The organism is Sphingomonas melonis DAPP-PG 224, assembly GCF_000379045.1.
GTDB lineage: Bacteria > Pseudomonadota > Alphaproteobacteria > Sphingomonadales > Sphingomonadaceae > Sphingomonas > Sphingomonas aquatilis.
The window spans coordinates 2,661,418-2,679,383 of the sequence record NZ_KB900605.1 but is presented as its reverse complement, the minus strand read 5'-3'; the positions used below and the strand labels follow the sequence as shown (position 1 = coordinate 2,679,383).

Here is a 17,966-nt window from a genome sequence, read left to right as displayed (position 1 = left end):
GTCAGACTTTCATGATGAAGAGCAGGGCCAGCGATGGCTGCGTGACGTCGACCGTGTGATCGTGGCTGCCGGCGCTGGCACTCTGGCCCTGAAGCGTCGCGCCATGGGTATGACCGGGATCCGCCGGCGCGACCGCGGAGATCACCGTGCCCGACCCATTGCCGGCCGCATCGGTTTTGGTCGTGGGATTGAGGGCGAAATTCGTCGCCGCTCGATCGGTCGTGCCGGAGACTGTGACGTCGTGACTGTGCGATCCGGCGGTCGCCGTCGTCTGCTGCGTCGCGCCGAAGGCGGAGCCTGCGGCATGCGTCCCGCTGGCGCCGACCGGCACGCGGTCGCGCAGATCGGGCGTCTTCACCGCTCCCAAGCCATCGCTGCGTTCGACTTGCCGGCCGTCGCAGATCGCCCAGCCGTCGGGTGCGGTCTCGGCGCTGCCGTACCACAGCATGATCGAGCCGATCGGCAGCACCCGTCGCAAATCGGCGGGGGTGACCGCGGTATCGGCTGAAATTCCGCCGGTTCGTTCTGCTGGGGTGGCGAACCGCACGACACCCTTCCGTGCTGTCGTCGCAGGCGGGTTGAGGAAATCGGTGTTGCCGAAGACCAGCTCGGAGATATCACCGGTCGGAAAGGCGATGTCGATCGCGGCGAGGAAGGTCGCGCGTGGCGACTTTTCGAAGAGCTGATCCGCCTGCGCGTAGGTCGCGAACAGGGTGCCATCGGCGAGGAAGAGGCCGAAGCCGCGTGCGGTGTAGCCGTCCGCGCTGTCGTCGCGGATGGTCATGTGGACGATATTGTCGCCGACCTGGTCGCCGCTGATGCTGGCGAGCCGCTTGAATTCACCGGGCAGTACTTCCAGCGTCGGCGCCGATACGAAAGGCGCGTCAGTCAGCCCGATCGAGGCGATGCCGAGATTGATGTCGGCGTCGAGCTGGGCGGCGGTGAAGCGCGCCTGCCCCGCGCGGGTGATCATCAGGCTGAGCGCGGTCATGGGGCGGTGTCCAGCAGCGAGCCCGTCTCAGCCTGCAGGGGCTCGCCCTGTTCGGTCTGAATGTAGAAGTCCCAGACGGGCGAGGTGTCGATCAGCAGCGCGGCGTCGTCGCGCGTGTAGCTGGCGAGACGGGAGACACCCTGCACCGCAACCCCACCCGCCAGCGCCAGCGACTGGACGACGGTCAGATGCTCGCGCAGCGGCTTCACCGCCACAACCTGCGCGATGATGTCGTCGACGATCGCGGCCTGCGCGCGGCTACCGCCAGCGCTGCCCGGCGCGGTGACGAGCGGTAGGTCGATCTCGAAGGTGTGTGGCGCCAGCCGGCCGGGCGCCTCATGCGCCTCGATCACGGTGGCGAGCGTATCGATCCGGGCGAGGACGTGCTCGACCGAAGCGCGCGTGCCCTTGATCTTGTGCTGCGCGATCGATTCGGCGACCGTGCGGCGCTTCATTGCTTCCGACCAGGTGCTGTCCCAGAAATCGACCGACAGGCCATAGGCGAGCCATGGCAGCGCGTTTGCGGCGATGGTGGTGGGGTCGGCGAGCGTGGCGAGCGGCGCGTCGACGTCGCCGATGCGGGCGGACCCCGCTTCGAGCGCCCGCTCAAGGCGGGTCGCATTGGGTGGCAGCAGGCTCATGCGGCATATCCCCCATGGACGATCGCGATGTCGGTGCACCACGTCGCCTGCGTCGCATCGCAGACGACGTCGGCGGCTGGAGCGGTAAGGTCGACGCGGTGGACATTGGCGGCGCTCAGCGCGGCGATGATGCCGCTGCGGGTGATGGTGCGGCCGAGCTTCCGATTATCGGCGATGTAGGCGACGAGGGCGGCGTGGGCAGCATTCAGCACGACGTCGACGTCCGGGCCCGAGAAGGTGACGAGCGTCGCGGCAACGGCGAAGGGCACGATCTGCGCGCTGGCGGTGGTCACGTCGTCGCCGAGCGGTCGGATTGCCTTGTCGGTGACGATCGCGTCAACCGCGGTGATCAGCGCCGGCGGTGCGGTGCCGTCACCGGTGCGGGAAAGGACCGAGACCAGCACCTTGCCGGGTGCCGGCGAGGTGGCGCTCGCGTCCGCCACGTCGCCGCTCGCGCCCTTGGCATGGCTTACGTACGCCAGCTCGGGGCCGGCAGAGGTGAAGCTTTCGGGCGCAAGGACGATTCGGGCGCGCAGGGCCTCGTCATCCTCCATGATCGCAGCCGCACCAGTGAGCGGGTCGGCGGGCGTGACCTGGAGACGTGCGACGCCGACGAGGGCGCCGAGGTGGTCGAGCCGTGCACCGCTGGCATAGGCGACGAGGTTCTGCGCTGCGCCGTCCTGAAACGCTTGCCGGATCAACATCTCGCGGTAGGCGGCGACCTGCAGCACTTTCACCGCCGGATCGCTGTCGACTGTCGCGTCGAATGACGGCACGAGCGCCTGCACCGCCGCGATCATCTGCGCGAGGATGTCCTCGAAGCCCAGCTGCTCGACGAACACGGGCGCGGGCAGGCGCGACAGATCGAGCGTGGTGGGGGTGGCGGCCATCCGGCCATGTCGTCGGCGTGATGCGGCGTTGGCTATGCCGCGCTCTTGTAGAGAGCGTCTCTACAAGAGCGCTCCGATCACGGCGCGACCATTGCTAGCAGGTCGTCAAGGATCATGCTTTGCTCGGCGTCAGTGAGGCCCAGCAGCACACGCCGGGGATAGCGGACCTTCTTGCCACCCTTCTCGGGCGCGTCGTCCAATCCCTCCTGGTGAACCGTCGCGATAGCGGCAGCGCGACCGGAAAATCCAACCCACGCTTCGCCACCTTCGGTACCCGACCGCAGGTATTTGGCGAGACGCAGGCGCCGAAACATCATCTTGGCGCGCAGGCGTCCTTTTCGAGCCTGCGCCTTGGTCTTGCGGGGTGCGAAAGCCGATCCATCCGGCTGGATCTGCCGAGCAATGCGATCGGACTGACTCTTTCGGACCTTGCTGGCGATGCCGCGCAGCACTTGGCGGCGGTGGCCGGGGTCGATCTGGCGCAATAGCGCCCGCGCGAGCTGGTCGATCTCAACAAGATCGCTCATGCGCCGGCGTCTATGTCGTCGAGCAGACCGCGCCATGGATGCACGCCCGCGTCCATGCCCTCAAACCCGATCGAGGGCCGCCCATCGTCGATATGCGTCGTGCGCAGCTTGCCGCTGGGCAGGCGCTCGACGCGGACGCTCTCGGTGAGTTGGATCTCGATGGCGATGTCGCTGGTCGTGGCATCGAGGAGTTCGGACTCGAAGGTGAACGGCTGATGCTCGGCACGGTCGAGCAGGTCGGGCTGGTTTCGGGCGATCCATGATAGAATCGGCACGAACACCGTGTCGGGATCGCCGCTGAATGCCTGTATCCAGACGGTCAGCGTGTAGGCGATCTCGAACGACAGCGAGCGCGTGCCGATCGCCTTGATCGCCCCCTTGTCGACGTAGATCGAGAGGTTCTGCGGGTTCGCCTTCAGGGCGGGTACCGCCGCGAGCAGCAGCGCCCGCAGGCCATCGACCTTTTTCACCGCGCAGCCTTCGGCACGGGGCAGCTGCCCGGCGCGTGCCAGTCGATCAGACGGTCCTGACGGTCGGCATTGGCACCGAAGGCGCGGGCGAGTCGGATGATGGCAGCGCGCAGCCGCGTCGGGATCTGGGCGATCAGGTCCGGATCCTCGGGGAGACCGGCAGGACGATCGGCGCAGGCAAGCAGCTCGGCCGGCGGGCGCGGCGGCTCGACCTTGACCGCGACAGGTGGCGGGGCGGCCGAGGCGACGTCAGCGCGCCGCAGGGCGCAGCCCGGCAACAGCGTTAACAGCAGAAGTCCACTCACGATCGACAAGGTTGCGGCGCTCGGCTTGCGCATCGGCGGTCTCCATTCGGTTGAGGGCGTCACGCATGCGCGCAGCGGAGGTGCTGGCGAGCTGGGCGTCGTGCGCGGCGCGCAGGTTGGCATCCTTCATGGCATCGGCGAGCAGGCGGGCGGTTTGCTCATCGGCGGACGCCTTGAAGGCCGCGAGGTCGGCTGCGCGCCGGGCGCAGGCGGCCCCGCGGGGCACGGCTTTCGTCGTCTTGCTCGACGGAGCCGCCGACCAGTCGGCGCCGGCCTTCGCACAGATCACTTCGGCGCGGTGAATGGCGTCGTCACGATCGGCGCTGACGCGCTGAAACTGGACGTAGAGATACGCGCCGACGCCCGCGACCGCGAGCAGCACCAGAAATGCCGCCTCGGCGCGCAGCTTGGCCAACATGGGCGAGAGCAGGCGGCGGATCATCGCGGCAATTCCTTCAGGCAGAGGGCGCGCTCGGCGCGGCGCCGGCGGTCGAGGCCGTTCACGACCTGCCCGTTCGCCTTGTTCCACATCAGGATCGCATCGCACGCGCCGCGCCAGTCGCCGGCGTCAAAGCGGCGATCGACCGTGGAGCGGCAATAGCCAGCAGTGCCGATGTTGTAGGCGAGGCTGATGGCCGCGGCGAGCTGGTTGGGATGACCTCGCAGTGTAGGAGTGCAGGCGAGGACCGGTTCGGCGTGGCGGACCAGAGCAGCTTCGTTGCGCGCCATGCAACCTGCGACCGTCTCGACCATTCCGGGGGTGACGCCGAGCGTTTCACCGTCGCAGATCGTCCAGACGTTCGCCGGATCGTGCTTGCCCTGATAGGCAACGAGGCGGGGCTTGCCGCCTGACTCCCATCCTGACACGAACGGGGAGACGATCGCGGCACAGGCGACGCCGACGACGCCGACCAGCGTCTTGCGCTTGGCCATCACTTTTTCTCCTTGGAGGGCAGCAATCCGACAATGCGGTCGCGGATCTGCGCCGGGGCCTCGCCCAATGCGGTCGCGCAGCCGGCGATGAAGGCGGGGGCGGACTTGTAGGCGACCATGCCGATCAGGAAGCTGATCGCCTGCGTCACGAATGGATGGAAGGCGAACAGCGCGTCTAGCGCGCGGCTCATGAAGTAGCTCATGACGATGCCCACCCAGAGGCGGGCGAGCATTTTGCTCCAGGTAATGCCGTCATCGACCAGCATGCTGACCGTCGCCCCCAAGGCGGACGGCAAAAGGCTGACGAGGAAGGCGAGGATCGTGTCGACGACCTCATGCACGAATTTGTCCATGGGTCAGCTCCAGAGCTGCACGATCTCGCGCACGGCGACGGCCGGCGCGACGATGGTGGGGATGATGACCGGCGTGCCGGCGGGAAGGGTGGCGCCAAGACCGGCAAGGCCGGGGTTCGCGGCGAGGACGGTCGGTGCGTCGGCGATGCCGAGGCCGCGCTCGCGCCAGATCAGGCCGTCGAGCGTGTCGCCTGCCCGCGCGATGACGCTGTCAGCCATCAGATCAGCTCGACGTCGGTACGGCCGGTGCCGAGGATGTCGCGCACGGCCCAGATCGCGTCGCGGCGCAGTTCGCCGATCGACGGCTCAAGATCCTCGACCTTGTCCTTACCCGCCTTGGTGATGTCGACGTCGCGATAGCGCTCGACCAGCTTCGCCTTGGCCTCGCTGTAGACGGCGGTGCGGTAGATCTGGACGAGGCGGCTTTCCCCGTCGATTTTCGGCGATGCGACGGCGGCAAGGCTTGCGATACCACCCAGCAAGCGGGCCTCTCGGTAGGCGGCGAGCTGATTGCCGATCGCGATGATACCGTCGATCAGCGCCTGACGGCGACGGGCGGGGGTGACGGAGTCGCGGACGCTCATCGCCTGGGCGAAGTCAGCGGGGTCGATGTCGGGGAAGAAGCCGTCATTGGCGATCACCGGCGCCGGGGCGGCATCGGTGCCGTTGTCGACGATCGGCAAGAGGGTCTCGGTCACGCGAGGCCCCGTGCGGCAAGCGTGGCGCCGGCGATGAACACCAAGAGGCCGATCACGATGCACAGCATGGCCAGTTCGCGCGTGTGGCGGGCGATCAGCGGCGCCGCGGCATAGCCGTCCAGAACATCGGCGAGAGCGAGCGCCTCGGGGAACAGCGTCGCGACGGCACCCGCGAACGTCAGCCATGCGCCGCCTGCAACCAGTGCGAGGGCAAGGGTGTGGATCAGGATGGCGAGGAACATGGTAGGGCGTCCTTTTCGCGCTCCCCGGTTTACGGGGGTGGGGATCAGGTCGATCGACGGCCCGCAGCCCGAAGGCCCTCCCGTCTCGCGTGATCCGCCCCCGAGCGCCGGGGAGCGAGCTATGCGGCCGGCGTGAGGCCGGTCTGTTCCGTGATGGCGGAGTGGGCGCCGAGCGCCTTTTCCAGTCGCGTGATCAGACCCTTCACGCCGCTGCGGGTGTCGAGCATAAGCGCGCGGCGCAGCAGCTCCAGCGCGCGCTGCGACAGGAAGGTCGCCGCGAGCGGCCCGGCAGTCGTGGCGTCGGCCTCGGCGATCAGCTCCTGCGCAATGGCCTTTGCGAGCTTGGCGCGGGGCTGATCGTGCATGTCGACGTCCGCCGTCAGCTCTTCGACCCGTTCGAGGACCTTGAGGGGGAAGCGCTGCTTGGCCTGCTGCGCAGCCAGCGCCGCGTCGGCGGTCAGATCGACGATCACCGTGGCGGCGTCGCGATTGTAGCGTGCCGGCAAGGCGATGCCGAAGCGCAGGACGTGTTCGGCGAGTTCGAGCCCATGGGACCAATCGCCGGTATCCAGCGCCCAGACCATGACGGTCGGCAGCACGTCGTCGGCGCCGGCCGAGGGGAGATCGCGGCCGTCGAGCGCAGCGCCGGCGGCAAGGCGCAGGTCGCACCATTCGCGATAATCGGGGATCATCTCGCGCTTGGCGGCGATCTTGAGGTCGGTTGCCTTGATCTCCTTCAGGCGGCGCAGGTCGTGCGCCAGGCGCAGCGCGATCTGCGCAACCGCGGGATCGACGCCGATCGCGGCGCGGGCCGCGTCATCGTCTACGTCTGCGGTCGCCGCCAGCGCGGTCGACAGGCGATGTTCCAGCGCCGGGCTCATGGCAGGGAGAGCGGGTTGCCCGCCCCCGTCGCTGACAACGACCGATTGGGGCAGGCCAGGTTTAGCCGCAGCTGCGGCGAGGCGTTCCCGATGTAGGCGAGCAGGGCTCATGATCGTGTCCGGTAAGCGAGAGGGCGGGCAGCTTGCGGGGCGGAAGGTTGGTTAGACCTTCGGCCCGAGCTGGATGTTCTCGATCAGGCAGGCTTTGCCGTAATCCTCGACCATGAAAGCGTCGTTGATGCTCTCATAGTTGGCGATACGGTCGAACTCGGGTTCATCCTTTACCGCGCGGCGCGCCGAGCCGATCTGCCAGTAATACGACAGGTTCTTGAGGCTCGTGATGAGGATGGCATTGGCCGGAAAGAACGGCACCTGCATGGTCGGCTTACCGCCCAGCTGGCGGCTCGACAGGATGACGTCGCGCGCGACCTGCTCAGTCGCCTTGTCGCCGGCCGCGCTGACGATCTTGAAGTATTTCTCCTGCACGAGATCGGACCCGACGATCACGACCAGATCGGTCGCGGTGCGGTACCGCTCGTGAATCAGGTTGCCGATGGCATCGAAGACCAGCGCGTCGAGGTTGACGTAATCGGCGGTGCCTTCGTCCGACACGTAGACCTTGAGGTTGTCCTTGGTGCCGTGGCTCATGACGCGGGCCGGCGCGTTGGTCCGCATCTTGTAGAGCCAGCCCCAGTTGACGTCCTGCAGCAGGGGATAGGTGGTGCGGTTCGTCTCCACCGCGGCGTCGACGCCGTTAAACCCGATCGTGATAACGTCCTCGGCCTTCTGCACGAGCACGGCATCACGCACGAGCTGCTGGAACTCGGGTCGGTGCGCCCAGGCGTCGAGCAGCGTGTAGCCCCAGGCGTAGTCGTAATCCGTCTTCTTGCAGAAGTATTGGTCGATGACGTCGCTGGTGGTGGGATCGCCGGGGTTGCGGCGGTGGCCTGCGGCAGTGTCGGTACGGCTGGCGAGCGAGCGGCCAACGCCGACGCCGACACGCGCGCCCTGCTGTGCGGCTACCGGAATGACGTTGATGCGGCTCATGAAGTCGCTGGTCAGCTGCAGCTTGGCCTGCAGCCGCTGCTCGATCACCGGTGCGACCGCGAACTGCTTCAGCTCGCCGGGGATGACGGTCAGCGAGGGATCGAGGCCGTTCAGCTGGGCGAGCGTGCCGACGTAGCTGTTAAACAGGAGGCGGGTGGCGGTCTGCATGTGGCGGGTGTTCCTGGTCGAGAGGCGGAAGGGAGCGGCGGGCTGCGATCAGCAATCAGTGGCGAACTTCGCATCGACCGATCCGCCCGCGTGGGGCGCGCGCGAGAAGCCGTTCGGCGCCTCGGTCGTGGCGAGGCGCTGTTCGAGGGCGGCGAACCGCTGATCGCTGGCAGCCTGTGCGTCGGCGATTGGCTTGATGGCCGCGGCGATGCTGGTGCCGAGTGACGCAATTGCCGAGGCGAACCGATCGTTGTCGTTCGCCGGCTCCTTCGTTTCTTCCTTCTTCGGCTCGGGCGGCGCGGGCTTGAACATGGCGGCGACGCGCGAGAAACCGGCGACGATCGCATCCGACACGCTGGTCGGATCGGCGGGCGGTGCATCGAATTCGATCGCAGCCGGCGCATCGCCGTGAGCATGAACCGTGCCCGGCGCGCTACGCGAGAACTTGAGCGCCTGGGTGGCGATGCTGGCGGGGTTGTCGGTGAAGGCGAGAGCGAGCATGCCGACCTTGCCCGTTCCGGCGTAGCTGTCGGTTAATTCCACCGACGGGAACGGCTTCTGATCCTTAGCCGAGAGGGCGACGAGCTGGTCGTTGGCATCGACTTGGCAGTAGAGCGCGACCCGCTTCTCGGTCTTGCCGGCGATCGTGATGTCATCGGTCTGCTGCTTGACCGCGATCACACTGCCGTAGCCGTTGAATGGCGGTTCAGGACTGTAGCCCGAGATATGCTCGATGTTGATCCGAGGAGTGTAGCTCTCGGGATTAAACGTCGCGACGATGTCGGCGATCATTTCCGGCGTGATCACCCGCCCGTCGCTGATCGTCTGACCTGCGACGAAAGCGCGGAAGAACTTGCTCTTGGTGCCCATGGCGCTGCGGTCCTCGGTTCGAAATCGTGTCCACGGCGCGGGGCCGCATCTGAGGCTTCAACAGGGACCGAACAGGCGCATCTTCTCAAGGCGGCGCTCTTGTAGAGAGCGTCTCTACAAGAGCAGGGCGGCGATTGCGGGGGCGGGCGGTGGCTAGGCTTGCCCACGATGAGCAAGCTTTCCGTCGACACTGGCATGCCGCTGCCCGCCGTGACGTTCCCGATTCCGGTGACGGCGCAGCGCATGGCGCGCAGCCTGTATTGGCGGGGATGGGGGGTCACCCAGATCACCGACGAGCTGGCGCAGCTCGGGTATGCCAACGATGAAACCGGCAAGGCCTATGCCCGCGCAACGGTCGAGAGCTGGAAGCAGCGGGGCGGCTGGGACGAAGCATCGTGCATCGAGAAGGTCCAGGACTCGGCCGAGGGCCGGATCAACACGCTGATCTGGAAGGAAGCGAAGACCGGCGCCGATTACAAGGAGCTGGACGCGCTGATGCGCGCGCTCGTGATGACGGCGAAGATCGAACGCTACAAGGCGCCCGGCGGGCACGACGGCCACCTCAACGATAAGGTCGCCAACCGCAACGCGGGCGAGAAGCGGCAGGCGAAGAAGAACCACTTCACCGCCGAACAGGTCGAGCAGCTCGAAGCGATCTTCGAAGACGAACTGTTCGACTATCAGCGCGATTGGTGGGGGGCAAAGGATCAGCGAACCCGCATGATCCTCAAATCGCGCCAGATCGGCGCGACGTGGTATTTCGCGCGCGAGGCGCTGCTCGACGCGCTGCGGGGCGGCGGCAACCAGATATTTCTGTCTGCATCGAAGAACCAGGCGCACATCTTCCGCAATTACATCGTCCAATTCGCGGCGCGGGTCGGGGTCAAGCTGCAGGGCGATCCGATCATCGTCACCGCGGACACGATCCCCGACGGCGAGTCGGCGGCCCAGCTGATCTTCCTCGGCACCAACGCCCGCACCGCGCAGGGCTATCACGGCAATTTTTATTTCGACGAGTTCTTCTGGACCTATGGGTTCGAGGAGCTGAACAAGGTCGCCAGCGCCATGGCGCTGCACAAGCGGTGGCGCCGGACCTATTTCTCGACGCCGTCGACGATCGCGCATCAGGCCCATCCTTACTGGACGGGCGAGCATCGGAATCGCCGGGTCAAGAAGGCGGACCGAGTATCGATCGATGTCAGCCATGCCGGTGTGGCCGCGGGCCGGCTGTGCGAAGATGGCGTGTGGCGCCAGATCGTGACGATCGAGGACGCCGAACGGGGCGGCTGCGACCTGTTCAACATGGCCGAGCTGCGCGTCGACTATGCGCCCGACGAGTTCGCTAACCTGCTCATGTGCCAATTCGTGGACGACAGCCTGTCCGCGTTCAAGTTCAACGAGATCCTGCGGTGCACGGTCGACACGGTGATCGATTGGGACTGGTTCAACCCGCTGGCCGCCCGGCCGGCGGGCGATCGTGCGGTCTGGGCGGGATATGATCCGCAGGAAAGCGCCGACGGCGACAACGCCGCGCTGATCATTGCGCTGCCGCCGAGCGGGCCGAACGGCAAGTTCCGGCTGCTCGAACGCCACCAGCTCCGCGGCGATTTTCAGGAACAGGCCGAATTCATCCTCGCCCGGCTGTCGCGCTACAATTGCACCTACCTCGGCATTGACGCGAACGGCGTCGGCGCCGCGGTGCATCAGCTGCTCGTCGGCAAAATCCGGGGCCTGACCAAGATCGAATATTCGCTCGAAGCGAAGACGGCGATGGTGATGAAGGCGCAGCACAGCTTCGCCCGGCAGCGCATCGAATTCGACGCGAGCTGGATCGACCTGCAATCGGCGTTCCTGTCGATCAAGAAGGCGCTGACGACGTCCGGCCGCGCCGTGACCTTCAAGGCGAGCCGCACCGAAGAGGTAGGTCACGCCGACCTCGCTTGGGCGGCGATGCACATCATGATCAACGAGCCGCTCGATGGGCAGGAAGCGCCCAAGGGCTCCATGGAGATGTTCTGACATGAGCAAGGCGAGCAAGGCGCGGCGGATGTCGCGCGCGGAAACCGCCCAGGCCGCGACCGGCGCGATCATCGCGTCGAACGACAACCGCGGATCGATAGAGACCTATTCGTTCGGCGATCCCGAACCCGTCCTCGGCGGGCGCCAGCTGCTCGACATGCTGGAATGCTGGCATAACGGTCGCTGGTACGAACCGCCGGTGCCGCTCGATGGACTGGCTCGCGCGTTCCGCGTCTCGCCGCATCACAGCTCGGCGATCATCCTCAAGCGGAACCTCCTGCAAGCCTCGCTCGACCCGTCGTCGCTGATCACACGCGCTGAGCTGGGCAAGATGGCACAGGATTATCTGGTGTTCGGCAACGCCTATGCCGAGACGCGCCGCAACGTCTTCTCCGATCCGGTGCGCCTCGTGCACGCCATGGCCCGCTACACGCGGCGCGGACTAGTCGAGGGACAATTCTGGTGGGTGCCGGGCAACGCCGAGGCGGTGCAGTTCCCCGACAACAGCGTGATCCAGATCATGCAGCCGGATGTGAACCAGGAGGTTTACGGCGTTCCCGAATATCTGTCAGCGCTACAGGCCGCGCTGCTCAACGAAGCGGCGACGCTGTTTCGCCGGCGCTACTATCTCAACGGCAGCCATGCGGGGTACATCCTCTATGCCACCGGCGAAATCGATGCGACGGACGTCGATCGGATCAAGGAAGCCATGCGGCAGGCGAAGGGGCCGGGCAATTTCCGCAACATGATGGTCCACGCGCCGAACGGGAAAGAGGGGAGCCTCAAGATCATCCCCGTGACCGAGGCCGGCGCAAAGGACGAGTTCATCGGCATCAAGAACGCCACCCAGGCGGACGTGATGGCCGCGCATCGCGTGCCGCCCCAGCTGCTCGGCATCGTGCCGGCGCAAGGGTCGGCCTTCGGCAATCCCAAGGATGCGACAGCCATGTTCTTCGAGCTGGAGATCCAGCCGATGCAAACCGCATTCCTCGAAATCAACGACCGGCTGGGGTTCGAGGCGATCCGCTTCCTCGAACGCGACAAGCCGTCAGCCTGAAATCCAGTCCGGCATAGCCGGGCGGGGGAGCCGGGTTGCAGCCCGACTTACCGACGAGGGGAAGCTCGCCACGACCAACGGCCATCGGCCGTCCCGCACCCGGCGATTCGCCGGGCGGGCCATTTATGAGGCGAGAACGAAAAGTGAACATACAAAAAGCAATTCGCCCCGTCGCGCCTGCGGCTGGCTACATCGGCGGCAAGCGCAACCTTGCCGCCCGCCTCGTCTCGATGATCGAGCGCATCGACCATGATGGCTACGCCGAGCCATTCGTCGGCATGGGTGGCGTCTTCCTGCGGCGACGATCGCAGCCGAAGGTCGAGGTCATCAACGACGCATCCGGCGATGTCGCGACCTTCTTCCGGGTGCTGCAACGCCACTACCCGTACATGATCGACATGCTGCGGTTCCGTGTCGCCAGCCGTGCAGAATTCGAGCGGCTGAGGGCGCAGCCGCCCGAGACGCTGACCGATCTCGAACGCGCGGTGCGGTTCCTATACCTTCAGCGACTGGCGTTCGGAGGCGAGGTTAACGGCCGGCATTTTGGTGTCGACAAGACGCAAGGCGCGCGCTTCAACGTGGCCAAGCTCGAACCGCTGCTCGCTGACATTCACGAGCGGCTAACAGGCGTGGTGATCGAGCAGCTCGACTTCGGTGTCTTCATCCAGCGCTATGATCGCGCCGGCATGCTGTTCTACCTCGATCCGCCTTATTGGGGCTGCGAGACAGACTATGGCCAGGACGTGTTCGGCAGGGCCGACTTCGCGCGTCTGGCGGGGCAGCTCGCCGGGATCAAGGGGCGTTTCCTTCTGTCGATCAACGACGCACCGGGGGTGCGCGAGGTGTTCGCCCGGTTCACGATGGTCGAAGCATCGACCACATACACGATCGGCGTCGCGGCCAGCACGCGCGCGGCCGAACTGATCATATCGAACGGCCCGATCGGCTAGGCTCCCCATTCCGGCCCATCCGGGTCGCGACACAGCCAATCGTCCTCATCCGGTGCCGCGGGCTTTGGCCTGGGCACCGGCAAGGTCGGCATACCCCCGCCGAAACGCACGCGGATCGACGCGATATGCTGGTCCAGCTCCTGGAATATCGCCTCGTATTCCTCGCCGGCGCGAATGCGAGAGCCAACCCATAGGCAGCGTTCGCGCGACAGGTAGCCCACCTGATGGTCGCGGGCGCTGAACACGGCGACGGCAGCCGGATCGTGCCTGTTCTTCGGTTCGAGCACCAGCCGAACCGGCTCGCCGGGTGTGCAGAGCGACAGCTCGAAGCGGCGATTGCTCTTGTCCGCGTTGGCGTAATTGATGCCGACGACGGCGAGGCTGAATTCCTCCATGGCCCATCCCGTAGAACAAACGTGGAACAGTCTCTATCTACGAAGCATGGCGAGTCGGTCAATCGAACGGTGGGGCGATCACAATGCGATGGTGCACGATCGTCGGCGCGCACTCGCGCGGGCGGCTGTGATCGAGCAGGCGCGGCGTGATGAGGTGCGGGCGATCATGAGCCGGGCCACCGCTGATCCGCGCGAGGCGTTGCGCCAAGTGGTCGGCCGCGGCCGCGACAGCCTTGCTTCACTGTCGCGCATGATCGGGCACGGGGACGGCTATCTCGCTCGGTTCATCGACCACGGGGTGCCGAAGGCATTGGCACCGGACGATCACCGCCGCCTGGCCGAGTATTTCGGCCTGACCGAGCGCGAGCTGGGGATACGAGACCTGTGGTGCGCGCGACGCTGATCGAGCTGGCGGTGCGCGTGCTGCGCGCGGCAGTCGAGCGCGCGAGGGCCGGGCCGATCGACGGGCCGGAGGTACGCTTGGCGCTTCGGTGTGTCCTGCCTCATGCGACCGATCGTGCGTTGCTCGTCGAATTCTGGTCGTATGCTGGCCAGCTCCCCAACGCGAACCGCTCCGACAGCTGCCGTGCCGTGCTCGATGCTATCGTCGAGGATCTGCGCGCAGCCGGTCGCTATCCGGATGCGGATCTGGAGTCGCGGCGGTTCATGGCCGAGGCGCTCGTGCAGGTGAAGCGCGACCAGGAGGCCGAGGCCCTGGCGAAGCGACGCCACTATTGGGCGCCGCCCCCAAGGTGGCGCTGACCGTCGCAAACCGGGCGTAATTTTATTGCGTGTAATAAAATTTCAAAATCTACGAGCCAAATTTTTTGCGGTCATGTGCTTCGTCGCGGCTGCGACCCCAAATCCCGCGCTGTTCTCCCCGCCTCGCCCGCCCTCTTTTTGGGTCGGTTTTGATGCAAAACGACGATCTGATGCGTCGGGAGGGAAGAAGGCCCTAGATCCGTGCGGATCTGCGTTCGAAGGCGCATGCAAATTGATGCAGCCGAAAGATCGAAAGCGTGCAGCTCCACTCTTATCGTTCGATCGGCACTCTTGGGTGGATCACGGCCCCGCGGTTGCCCGCATGAGGATTGCTCCGCTGCACATCACGATCCTTATACGAGGGGGTAGGGTCGGGAAAACCCCAACATCCCCAACCGCCGGAAAAAAGGCTGCTGTAACCCGCAGAAAACTGCGAAAAATGGCGTTGGCGTCCAACCCTAACATTCACCAACATTTTTCATGTCAGAACCCAATCTCATTGAAAAGGCACGTCTTTTTAAGAGCCGATCGTTGGGGTTTGGAGACATAATCAGGTTATAGATATATTGGGGTAAATGTTGGCCTGAAACCCGCGGAAATCTGCCATTGTTGGCGATGTTGGGGTTTTCCCGACCCCTCCCAAAAGCTGGGCACCTCGGTGCTAAATTAGCGGGGAGCGTCTCGTCTAAACCGCGACATCCAGCGGACGTCATCAACCGCGCGCTACCGCCTGAATTACCTGATAAAACTGGAGCGGGTAACGGGAATCGAACCCGTGTATTCAGCTTGGAAGGCTGCTGCACTACCATTGTGCTATACCCGCATGACGCTGGCAGCGGAGCCTGGGGCCCGGCGATCGTCGCGTGGGTGCCTATCTATCGTCGCGCTTCGTGCGGTGCAAGCGGCAGCGTGGTTCATGGCTTGATTACCGTTTGCACGGTAGAAGCGGGCCATGTCTGTCGACCCTGTACCTGATTGTGCGTCCTTGCCCGATCATCGCCCGCCGTCGGCGGTAAGCCATGGCGTGGGGCTGGCGGGCCTTGCTGGGTTGGGCGCGTGGCTGGTCTTTGCGGGCAGCATCGGCATGGACGGACCTTATGCGGCGCTGGTCGCGCTGGTCGCCTGCGCTGCGCCGATGATCCTGTGGTCGCTGCTCGTCGACAAGGTGCATCGCCATGCGACGACGGGGATCGACTGGGGCAGTCCGCGGCCGTTCGCCGAGACGCGGGAGATCAGCCTGACCAAGCTTGCCGGCCTGTTCGCGACCTGGGCGGCGATCGGCATCATGTATGGCATGGGGCGCTTCTATTGGGAGGGCAATTTCGCCTTCGCCATGTGGTGCTTCAGTTGGGGCATGCCGATCGTCGCACTGCTGGCGGTGCCCTATGTCCTGTGGCTGGACCGCTATCTGGAGCAGCCTCGCGACGGCAGCTGGCATGTCGGCGCGTGGCTGACCGGGCAGGCGGGCGTCGAGCGCGAGGCGATCTGGGGGCATATGCGCAGCTGGGGAGTGAAGGCGTTCTTCCTGGCCTTCATGCTGGCGGTTGTGCCGGGCAATTACGGCAGCTTCATCCGCAGCGATCTGACACGGCTGAGCGACCCGGTGATGCTGGCGAGCTGGCTGATCGCGCTGATGTTCGTGATCGACGTCAGCTTCGCGACCGTCGGCTATGTACTGACATTGCGGCCGCTCGATTCGCATATCCGCAGCGCCAATCCGTTTGCGGCGGCGTGGACCGCGGCGCTGATCTGCTATCCGCCGTTCATCATGATGGAGACCGGCGGACCGCTGGATTATCATCCGGGGACGCAGGAGTGGAGCAGCTGGTTTGCCGGGCATCCGGCGCTGCTGTGGCTGTGGGGCGCGGTGCTGGTCGTGCTGACGGCGATCTATGCCTGGGCGACGGTGGCGTTCGGCCTGCGCTTTTCCAACCTCACGCATCGCGGCATCCTGACCCACGGGCCTTATGGCTGGTCGCGTCATCCGGCCTATCTGTCGAAGAACCTGTTCTGGTGGCTGTCGACGCTGCCGCTGCTGACGACGGGGTCGTTGGTCGATGCGATCCGGGCCACGTTGCTGATGGGCGTGGTGAGCGGCGTCTATTATTGGCGGGCGAAGACCGAAGAGCGGCATCTGGGGCTCGACCCGACGTATCGCGCGTACAGCGACTGGATGGGGCGGCATGGCGCCGTGCCGCGGTTCCTCCGCTGGCTGCTGGGCACGCCTGCACCGGCGCCGGTCGAGGCGCCTCAGGTGGCGGGATGATCCTTCGTCCATAAGGCGTCGATGCGCGCCTGGTTGCCGCCGGTTTCGCGCAGGCGCAGGTCGATCAGTTCGACCACGCGGCCACGCAGCGGGCGGCCATGCGTTTCCCACACGAGATCGTAGACCGCCTGCCGCGTCGTCGGCTGGTCGTCGGTGAAATAGGTGTAGCGGATCAGCACGGGCAGCCGGCCGCTCTGTGCGTCGGGGCCGCCATCGGTCGCCTTGCGCAGCGCCTTTTCGAACCAGCGCGATTCGATCGTCTGATCGACGGCATCCTGCGGGCCGACGTCGAGCGCGGTCGGGAAGGTGACGCGCACGTCGCCGAGCGGATGCGCCTCTGTCTTGGCGAGGACGATCTGGCTCTTGTCCTTCGACGGTGTGCCACGGAGCACGAAGCGGGTCTTGTCGCGCGTCGCACTCGCGGCTTCTACCGCTTTGTCGGCGGCGGCGTCGCGGCGTTCCTGCCAGTTGTTGTACAGCGTCAGCGCGGCGATGATGACGCCGGCAACGGCGACCACCTCCGCCAGGGTGATCCAGCGGCGGCGCGTCTGCGCCTGATCGGGCGTTTCGCTGCCTCCGCCGGTGCCGCTCATCGTCCGCCGGCCTCCAGCAGACGTTCGGGCGCCGCCAGTTCCCAACTGTGCGCGATGCGATCCTCGATCAGCGTCCAGTCGGGGTCGCCGCCCAGCGTCATGCCGATCCACGGTTCGGGGCCGAGATCGTCAGCGGGTTCGTAGGCGTCTGGATCGCTTTCCAGCGCGTCGGCCTGTTCCTCGGCATCGGCCGTGCGGACACACACCGTTTCGTCGTCGGTCAGCTGTGCGAAGGGGACGTCATCGACGACGAAGACGGGGAGGCCGCCCTCGTCGCGTTCCTCCGCCTCGGGCAACAGCAGCGCGATCGCGCGGACGCGGTCGATCGGGGTGGACGCGTCGGTCAATTCGGGGGTCATCGGCTGGCGAACTCCTTGAGCACCTGCGGATACAGGCGATGTTCGGCGACCAGAACGCGCGCGGCGAGCGTATCGGGGGTGTCACCGGCAAAAATCGGCACTTCGGCCTGGCCGAGCAGGGCGCCGGCATCCAGTTCCTCGGTGACGATATGCACCGAACACCCCGCCACCGCATCGCCGGCATCTATCGCCCGCGCGTGCGTGTCGAGGCCCTTGTACTTGGGCAGCAGCGAAGGATGGATGTTGACGATGCGGTCGCGCCAGCGCGCGACGAAGTCGTTCGACAGCAGCCGCATGTAGCCGGCAAGCGCGACGATCTCGCATCCCGCCTCGCGCAGGGCGGCGTCGACCTGTGTCTCATAGGCCGCCTTGCCGATCCCCTTGGGCGACAGCGCGAAGGTCTTGAGCCCCCGCTCGCGCGCCCAGGCGAGGCCCGCGGCATCGGGCTTGTCGGATGCGACGAGGCCGACCGGCACGCCCGATTCGACCAGCGCCATCATGTTCGAGCCGCGGCCCGAGATCAGGATGCCGACGGTCTTCATCGCCCCG

25 protein-coding genes and 1 tRNA gene are annotated in these 17,966 nt (G+C 66.0%); 6 read left to right on the top strand and 20 right to left on the bottom strand.

What is annotated here, in order from left to right; all coding sequences use genetic code 11:
* Nucleotide 1 precedes the first annotated feature (1 nt).
* From SPHME3_RS0112945 to SPHME3_RS0112875, 15 genes are all read right to left on the bottom strand, one after another.
* Entirely contained in the window at nucleotides 2-991 is a 990-nt protein-coding gene (locus SPHME3_RS0112945; RefSeq protein WP_018250786.1) for a tail fiber protein, read from the bottom strand.
* Nucleotides 988-1,632 carry a phage tail protein I gene (locus SPHME3_RS0112940; RefSeq protein WP_018250785.1) on the bottom strand — a complete coding sequence of 215 codons (645 nt, stop codon included), beginning with the start codon at nucleotides 1,630-1,632 and terminating at the stop codon, nucleotides 988-990. The genes SPHME3_RS0112945 and SPHME3_RS0112940 overlap by 4 nt, the downstream gene beginning before the upstream one ends.
* Nucleotides 1,629-2,522 (bottom strand): baseplate assembly protein, encoded by an 894-nt coding sequence (locus SPHME3_RS0112935; RefSeq protein WP_018250784.1) that lies wholly within the window; start codon nucleotides 2,520-2,522, stop codon nucleotides 1,629-1,631. The genes SPHME3_RS0112940 and SPHME3_RS0112935 overlap by 4 nt, the downstream gene beginning before the upstream one ends.
* Before the next feature lie 77 nt (nucleotides 2,523-2,599).
* Nucleotides 2,600-3,049 carry a phage virion morphogenesis protein gene (locus tag SPHME3_RS0112930; RefSeq protein WP_018250783.1) on the bottom strand — a complete coding sequence of 150 codons (450 nt, stop codon included), beginning with the start codon at nucleotides 3,047-3,049 and terminating at the stop codon, nucleotides 2,600-2,602.
* Entirely contained in the window at nucleotides 3,046-3,519 is a 474-nt protein-coding gene (locus SPHME3_RS0112925) for a phage tail protein (RefSeq protein ID WP_018250782.1), read from the bottom strand. The genes SPHME3_RS0112930 and SPHME3_RS0112925 overlap by 4 nt, the downstream gene beginning before the upstream one ends.
* Nucleotides 3,516-3,797: a hypothetical protein gene (locus SPHME3_RS0112920; RefSeq protein WP_018250781.1), complete on the bottom strand. Its 282-nt coding sequence runs from the start codon at nucleotides 3,795-3,797 to the stop codon at nucleotides 3,516-3,518. The genes SPHME3_RS0112925 and SPHME3_RS0112920 overlap by 4 nt, the downstream gene beginning before the upstream one ends.
* On the bottom strand, nucleotides 3,769-4,266 hold the full coding sequence (locus tag SPHME3_RS0112915; protein ID WP_018250780.1) for a hypothetical protein: 498 nt from the start codon (nucleotides 4,264-4,266) through the stop codon (nucleotides 3,769-3,771). The genes SPHME3_RS0112920 and SPHME3_RS0112915 overlap by 29 nt, the downstream gene beginning before the upstream one ends.
* Nucleotides 4,263-4,757, bottom strand: coding sequence for a lysozyme (locus SPHME3_RS0112910; RefSeq protein WP_018250779.1), 495 nt, complete (start codon nucleotides 4,755-4,757; stop codon nucleotides 4,263-4,265). The genes SPHME3_RS0112915 and SPHME3_RS0112910 overlap by 4 nt, the downstream gene beginning before the upstream one ends.
* Nucleotides 4,757-5,110: a hypothetical protein gene (locus tag SPHME3_RS20085; RefSeq protein WP_018250778.1), complete on the bottom strand. Its 354-nt coding sequence runs from the start codon at nucleotides 5,108-5,110 to the stop codon at nucleotides 4,757-4,759. The genes SPHME3_RS0112910 and SPHME3_RS20085 overlap by 1 nt, the downstream gene beginning before the upstream one ends.
* A 3-nt stretch (nucleotides 5,111-5,113) precedes the next feature.
* Nucleotides 5,114-5,329, bottom strand: a complete 216-nt coding sequence (locus SPHME3_RS0112900) for a tail protein X (protein ID WP_018250777.1) — start codon at nucleotides 5,327-5,329, stop codon at nucleotides 5,114-5,116.
* The gene (locus SPHME3_RS0112895; RefSeq protein ID WP_018250776.1) at nucleotides 5,329-5,808 is read right to left on the bottom strand and encodes a head completion/stabilization protein; all 480 of its coding nucleotides are present in this window, start codon (nucleotides 5,806-5,808) and stop codon (nucleotides 5,329-5,331) included. The genes SPHME3_RS0112900 and SPHME3_RS0112895 overlap by 1 nt, the downstream gene beginning before the upstream one ends.
* Complete coding sequence (locus SPHME3_RS21570; RefSeq protein WP_018250775.1) at nucleotides 5,805-6,050, bottom strand: hypothetical protein; 246 nt, start codon at nucleotides 6,048-6,050, stop codon at nucleotides 5,805-5,807. Before SPHME3_RS21570 ends, SPHME3_RS0112895 begins: the two co-directional genes overlap by 4 nt.
* 119 nt (nucleotides 6,051-6,169) lie before the next feature.
* Complete coding sequence (gene gpM / locus SPHME3_RS0112885; RefSeq protein WP_018250774.1) at nucleotides 6,170-6,931, bottom strand: phage terminase small subunit; 762 nt, start codon at nucleotides 6,929-6,931, stop codon at nucleotides 6,170-6,172.
* A gap of 162 nt (nucleotides 6,932-7,093) precedes the next feature.
* Nucleotides 7,094-8,146 (bottom strand): phage major capsid protein, P2 family, encoded by a 1,053-nt coding sequence (locus SPHME3_RS0112880; RefSeq protein WP_018250773.1) that lies wholly within the window; start codon nucleotides 8,144-8,146, stop codon nucleotides 7,094-7,096.
* A gap of 48 nt (nucleotides 8,147-8,194) precedes the next feature.
* Nucleotides 8,195-9,016, bottom strand: a complete 822-nt coding sequence (locus SPHME3_RS0112875) for a GPO family capsid scaffolding protein (RefSeq protein ID WP_018250772.1) — start codon at nucleotides 9,014-9,016, stop codon at nucleotides 8,195-8,197.
* 168 nt (nucleotides 9,017-9,184) lie between these two features.
* On the opposite strand from SPHME3_RS0112875, the gene SPHME3_RS0112870 reads away from it, so the two are divergent.
* The 3 genes from SPHME3_RS0112870 (at nucleotide 9,185) to SPHME3_RS0112860 (ending at nucleotide 13,042) form a co-directional block, all read left to right on the top strand.
* Entirely contained in the window at nucleotides 9,185-11,035 is a 1,851-nt protein-coding gene (locus SPHME3_RS0112870) for a terminase large subunit domain-containing protein (protein ID WP_018250771.1), read from the top strand.
* Nucleotide 11,036: 1 nt separating this feature from the next.
* On the top strand, nucleotides 11,037-12,092 hold the full coding sequence (locus SPHME3_RS0112865) for a phage portal protein (protein WP_018250770.1): 1,056 nt from the start codon (nucleotides 11,037-11,039) through the stop codon (nucleotides 12,090-12,092).
* A 143-nt stretch (nucleotides 12,093-12,235) separates the two neighbouring features.
* The gene (locus SPHME3_RS0112860; RefSeq protein WP_018250769.1) at nucleotides 12,236-13,042 is read left to right on the top strand and encodes a DNA adenine methylase; all 807 of its coding nucleotides are present in this window, start codon (nucleotides 12,236-12,238) and stop codon (nucleotides 13,040-13,042) included.
* On the opposite strand, the gene SPHME3_RS20080 is transcribed toward SPHME3_RS0112860, so the two are convergent.
* Nucleotides 13,039-13,437 (bottom strand): HIRAN domain-containing protein, encoded by a 399-nt coding sequence (locus SPHME3_RS20080; RefSeq protein ID WP_018250768.1) that lies wholly within the window; start codon nucleotides 13,435-13,437, stop codon nucleotides 13,039-13,041. The two genes, SPHME3_RS0112860 and SPHME3_RS20080, sit on opposite strands and share 4 nt — an antisense overlap.
* On the opposite strand from SPHME3_RS20080, the gene SPHME3_RS21565 reads away from it, so the two are divergent.
* Together SPHME3_RS21565 and SPHME3_RS20070 are read left to right on the top strand one after the other, a co-directional pair.
* Nucleotides 13,436-13,840, top strand: a complete 405-nt coding sequence (locus tag SPHME3_RS21565) for a hypothetical protein (protein ID WP_231376751.1) — start codon at nucleotides 13,436-13,438, stop codon at nucleotides 13,838-13,840. The genes SPHME3_RS20080 and SPHME3_RS21565 overlap by 2 nt on opposite strands.
* Nucleotides 13,825-14,199: a hypothetical protein gene (locus tag SPHME3_RS20070; RefSeq protein WP_156021360.1), complete on the top strand. Its 375-nt coding sequence runs from the start codon at nucleotides 13,825-13,827 to the stop codon at nucleotides 14,197-14,199. Before SPHME3_RS21565 ends, SPHME3_RS20070 begins: the two co-directional genes overlap by 16 nt.
* A gap of 749 nt (nucleotides 14,200-14,948) precedes the next feature.
* Here the strand turns inward: SPHME3_RS20070 and SPHME3_RS0112840 are convergent.
* Nucleotides 14,949-15,022 (bottom strand) — tRNA-Gly (locus SPHME3_RS0112840).
* A 129-nt stretch (nucleotides 15,023-15,151) separates the two neighbouring features.
* Between SPHME3_RS0112840 and SPHME3_RS0112835 the strand changes: the two genes are divergently transcribed.
* Complete coding sequence (locus SPHME3_RS0112835) at nucleotides 15,152-16,465, top strand: methyltransferase family protein (RefSeq protein WP_231372514.1); 1,314 nt, start codon at nucleotides 15,152-15,154, stop codon at nucleotides 16,463-16,465.
* Here SPHME3_RS0112835 and SPHME3_RS0112830 read toward each other — a convergent pair.
* The 3 genes from SPHME3_RS0112830 to purN are packed head-to-tail and all read right to left on the bottom strand — an operon-like array spanning nucleotide 16,450 to nucleotide 17,959.
* Nucleotides 16,450-17,058 carry a hypothetical protein gene (locus tag SPHME3_RS0112830; protein WP_017978754.1) on the bottom strand — a complete coding sequence of 203 codons (609 nt, stop codon included), beginning with the start codon at nucleotides 17,056-17,058 and terminating at the stop codon, nucleotides 16,450-16,452. The genes SPHME3_RS0112835 and SPHME3_RS0112830 overlap by 16 nt on opposite strands.
* Nucleotides 17,055-17,417 (bottom strand): MmcQ/YjbR family DNA-binding protein, encoded by a 363-nt coding sequence (locus SPHME3_RS0112825; RefSeq protein WP_017978755.1) that lies wholly within the window; start codon nucleotides 17,415-17,417, stop codon nucleotides 17,055-17,057. Before SPHME3_RS0112825 ends, SPHME3_RS0112830 begins: the two co-directional genes overlap by 4 nt.
* Nucleotides 17,414-17,959, bottom strand: a complete 546-nt coding sequence (gene purN / locus SPHME3_RS0112820; protein ID WP_017978756.1) for a phosphoribosylglycinamide formyltransferase — start codon at nucleotides 17,957-17,959, stop codon at nucleotides 17,414-17,416. The genes SPHME3_RS0112825 and purN overlap by 4 nt, the downstream gene beginning before the upstream one ends.
* Between the last annotated feature and the right edge of the window lie 7 nt (nucleotides 17,960-17,966).

Excerpts from the sequence above, each read along its gene's own strand:
- SPHME3_RS0112945 (WP_018250786.1), bottom strand. The coding sequence starts at position 991 with ATGACCGCGCTCAGCCTGATGATCACCCGCGCGGGGCAGGCGCGCTTC.
- SPHME3_RS0112940 (WP_018250785.1), bottom strand. The coding sequence starts at position 1,632 with ATGAGCCTGCTGCCACCCAATGCGACCCGCCTTGAGCGGGCGCTCGAA.
- SPHME3_RS0112935 (WP_018250784.1), bottom strand. The coding sequence starts at position 2,522 with ATGGCCGCCACCCCCACCACGCTCGATCTGTCGCGCCTGCCCGCGCCC.
- SPHME3_RS0112930 (WP_018250783.1), bottom strand. The coding sequence starts at position 3,049 with ATGAGCGATCTTGTTGAGATCGACCAGCTCGCGCGGGCGCTATTGCGC.
- SPHME3_RS0112915 (WP_018250780.1), bottom strand. The coding sequence starts at position 4,266 with ATGATCCGCCGCCTGCTCTCGCCCATGTTGGCCAAGCTGCGCGCCGAG.
- SPHME3_RS0112910 (WP_018250779.1), bottom strand. The coding sequence starts at position 4,757 with ATGGCCAAGCGCAAGACGCTGGTCGGCGTCGTCGGCGTCGCCTGTGCC.
- SPHME3_RS20085 (WP_018250778.1), bottom strand. The coding sequence starts at position 5,110 with ATGGACAAATTCGTGCATGAGGTCGTCGACACGATCCTCGCCTTCCTC.
- SPHME3_RS0112900 (WP_018250777.1), bottom strand. The coding sequence starts at position 5,329 with ATGGCTGACAGCGTCATCGCGCGGGCAGGCGACACGCTCGACGGCCTG.
- SPHME3_RS21570 (WP_018250775.1), bottom strand. The coding sequence starts at position 6,050 with ATGTTCCTCGCCATCCTGATCCACACCCTTGCCCTCGCACTGGTTGCA.
- gpM (WP_018250774.1), bottom strand. The coding sequence starts at position 6,931 with ATGAGCCCGGCGCTGGAACATCGCCTGTCGACCGCGCTGGCGGCGACC.
- SPHME3_RS0112880 (WP_018250773.1), bottom strand. The coding sequence starts at position 8,146 with ATGCAGACCGCCACCCGCCTCCTGTTTAACAGCTACGTCGGCACGCTC.
- SPHME3_RS0112875 (WP_018250772.1), bottom strand. The coding sequence starts at position 9,016 with ATGGGCACCAAGAGCAAGTTCTTCCGCGCTTTCGTCGCAGGTCAGACG.
- SPHME3_RS0112870 (WP_018250771.1), top strand. The coding sequence starts at position 9,185 with ATGAGCAAGCTTTCCGTCGACACTGGCATGCCGCTGCCCGCCGTGACG.
- SPHME3_RS0112865 (WP_018250770.1), top strand. The coding sequence starts at position 11,037 with ATGAGCAAGGCGAGCAAGGCGCGGCGGATGTCGCGCGCGGAAACCGCC.
- SPHME3_RS21565 (WP_231376751.1), top strand. The coding sequence starts at position 13,436 with ATGGCCCATCCCGTAGAACAAACGTGGAACAGTCTCTATCTACGAAGC.
- SPHME3_RS20080 (WP_018250768.1), bottom strand. The coding sequence starts at position 13,437 with ATGGAGGAATTCAGCCTCGCCGTCGTCGGCATCAATTACGCCAACGCG.
- SPHME3_RS0112835 (WP_231372514.1), top strand. The coding sequence starts at position 15,152 with ATGTCTGTCGACCCTGTACCTGATTGTGCGTCCTTGCCCGATCATCGC.
- SPHME3_RS0112830 (WP_017978754.1), bottom strand. The coding sequence starts at position 17,058 with ATGAGCGGCACCGGCGGAGGCAGCGAAACGCCCGATCAGGCGCAGACG.
- SPHME3_RS0112825 (WP_017978755.1), bottom strand. The coding sequence starts at position 17,417 with ATGACCCCCGAATTGACCGACGCGTCCACCCCGATCGACCGCGTCCGC.
- purN (WP_017978756.1), bottom strand. The coding sequence starts at position 17,959 with ATGAAGACCGTCGGCATCCTGATCTCGGGCCGCGGCTCGAACATGATG.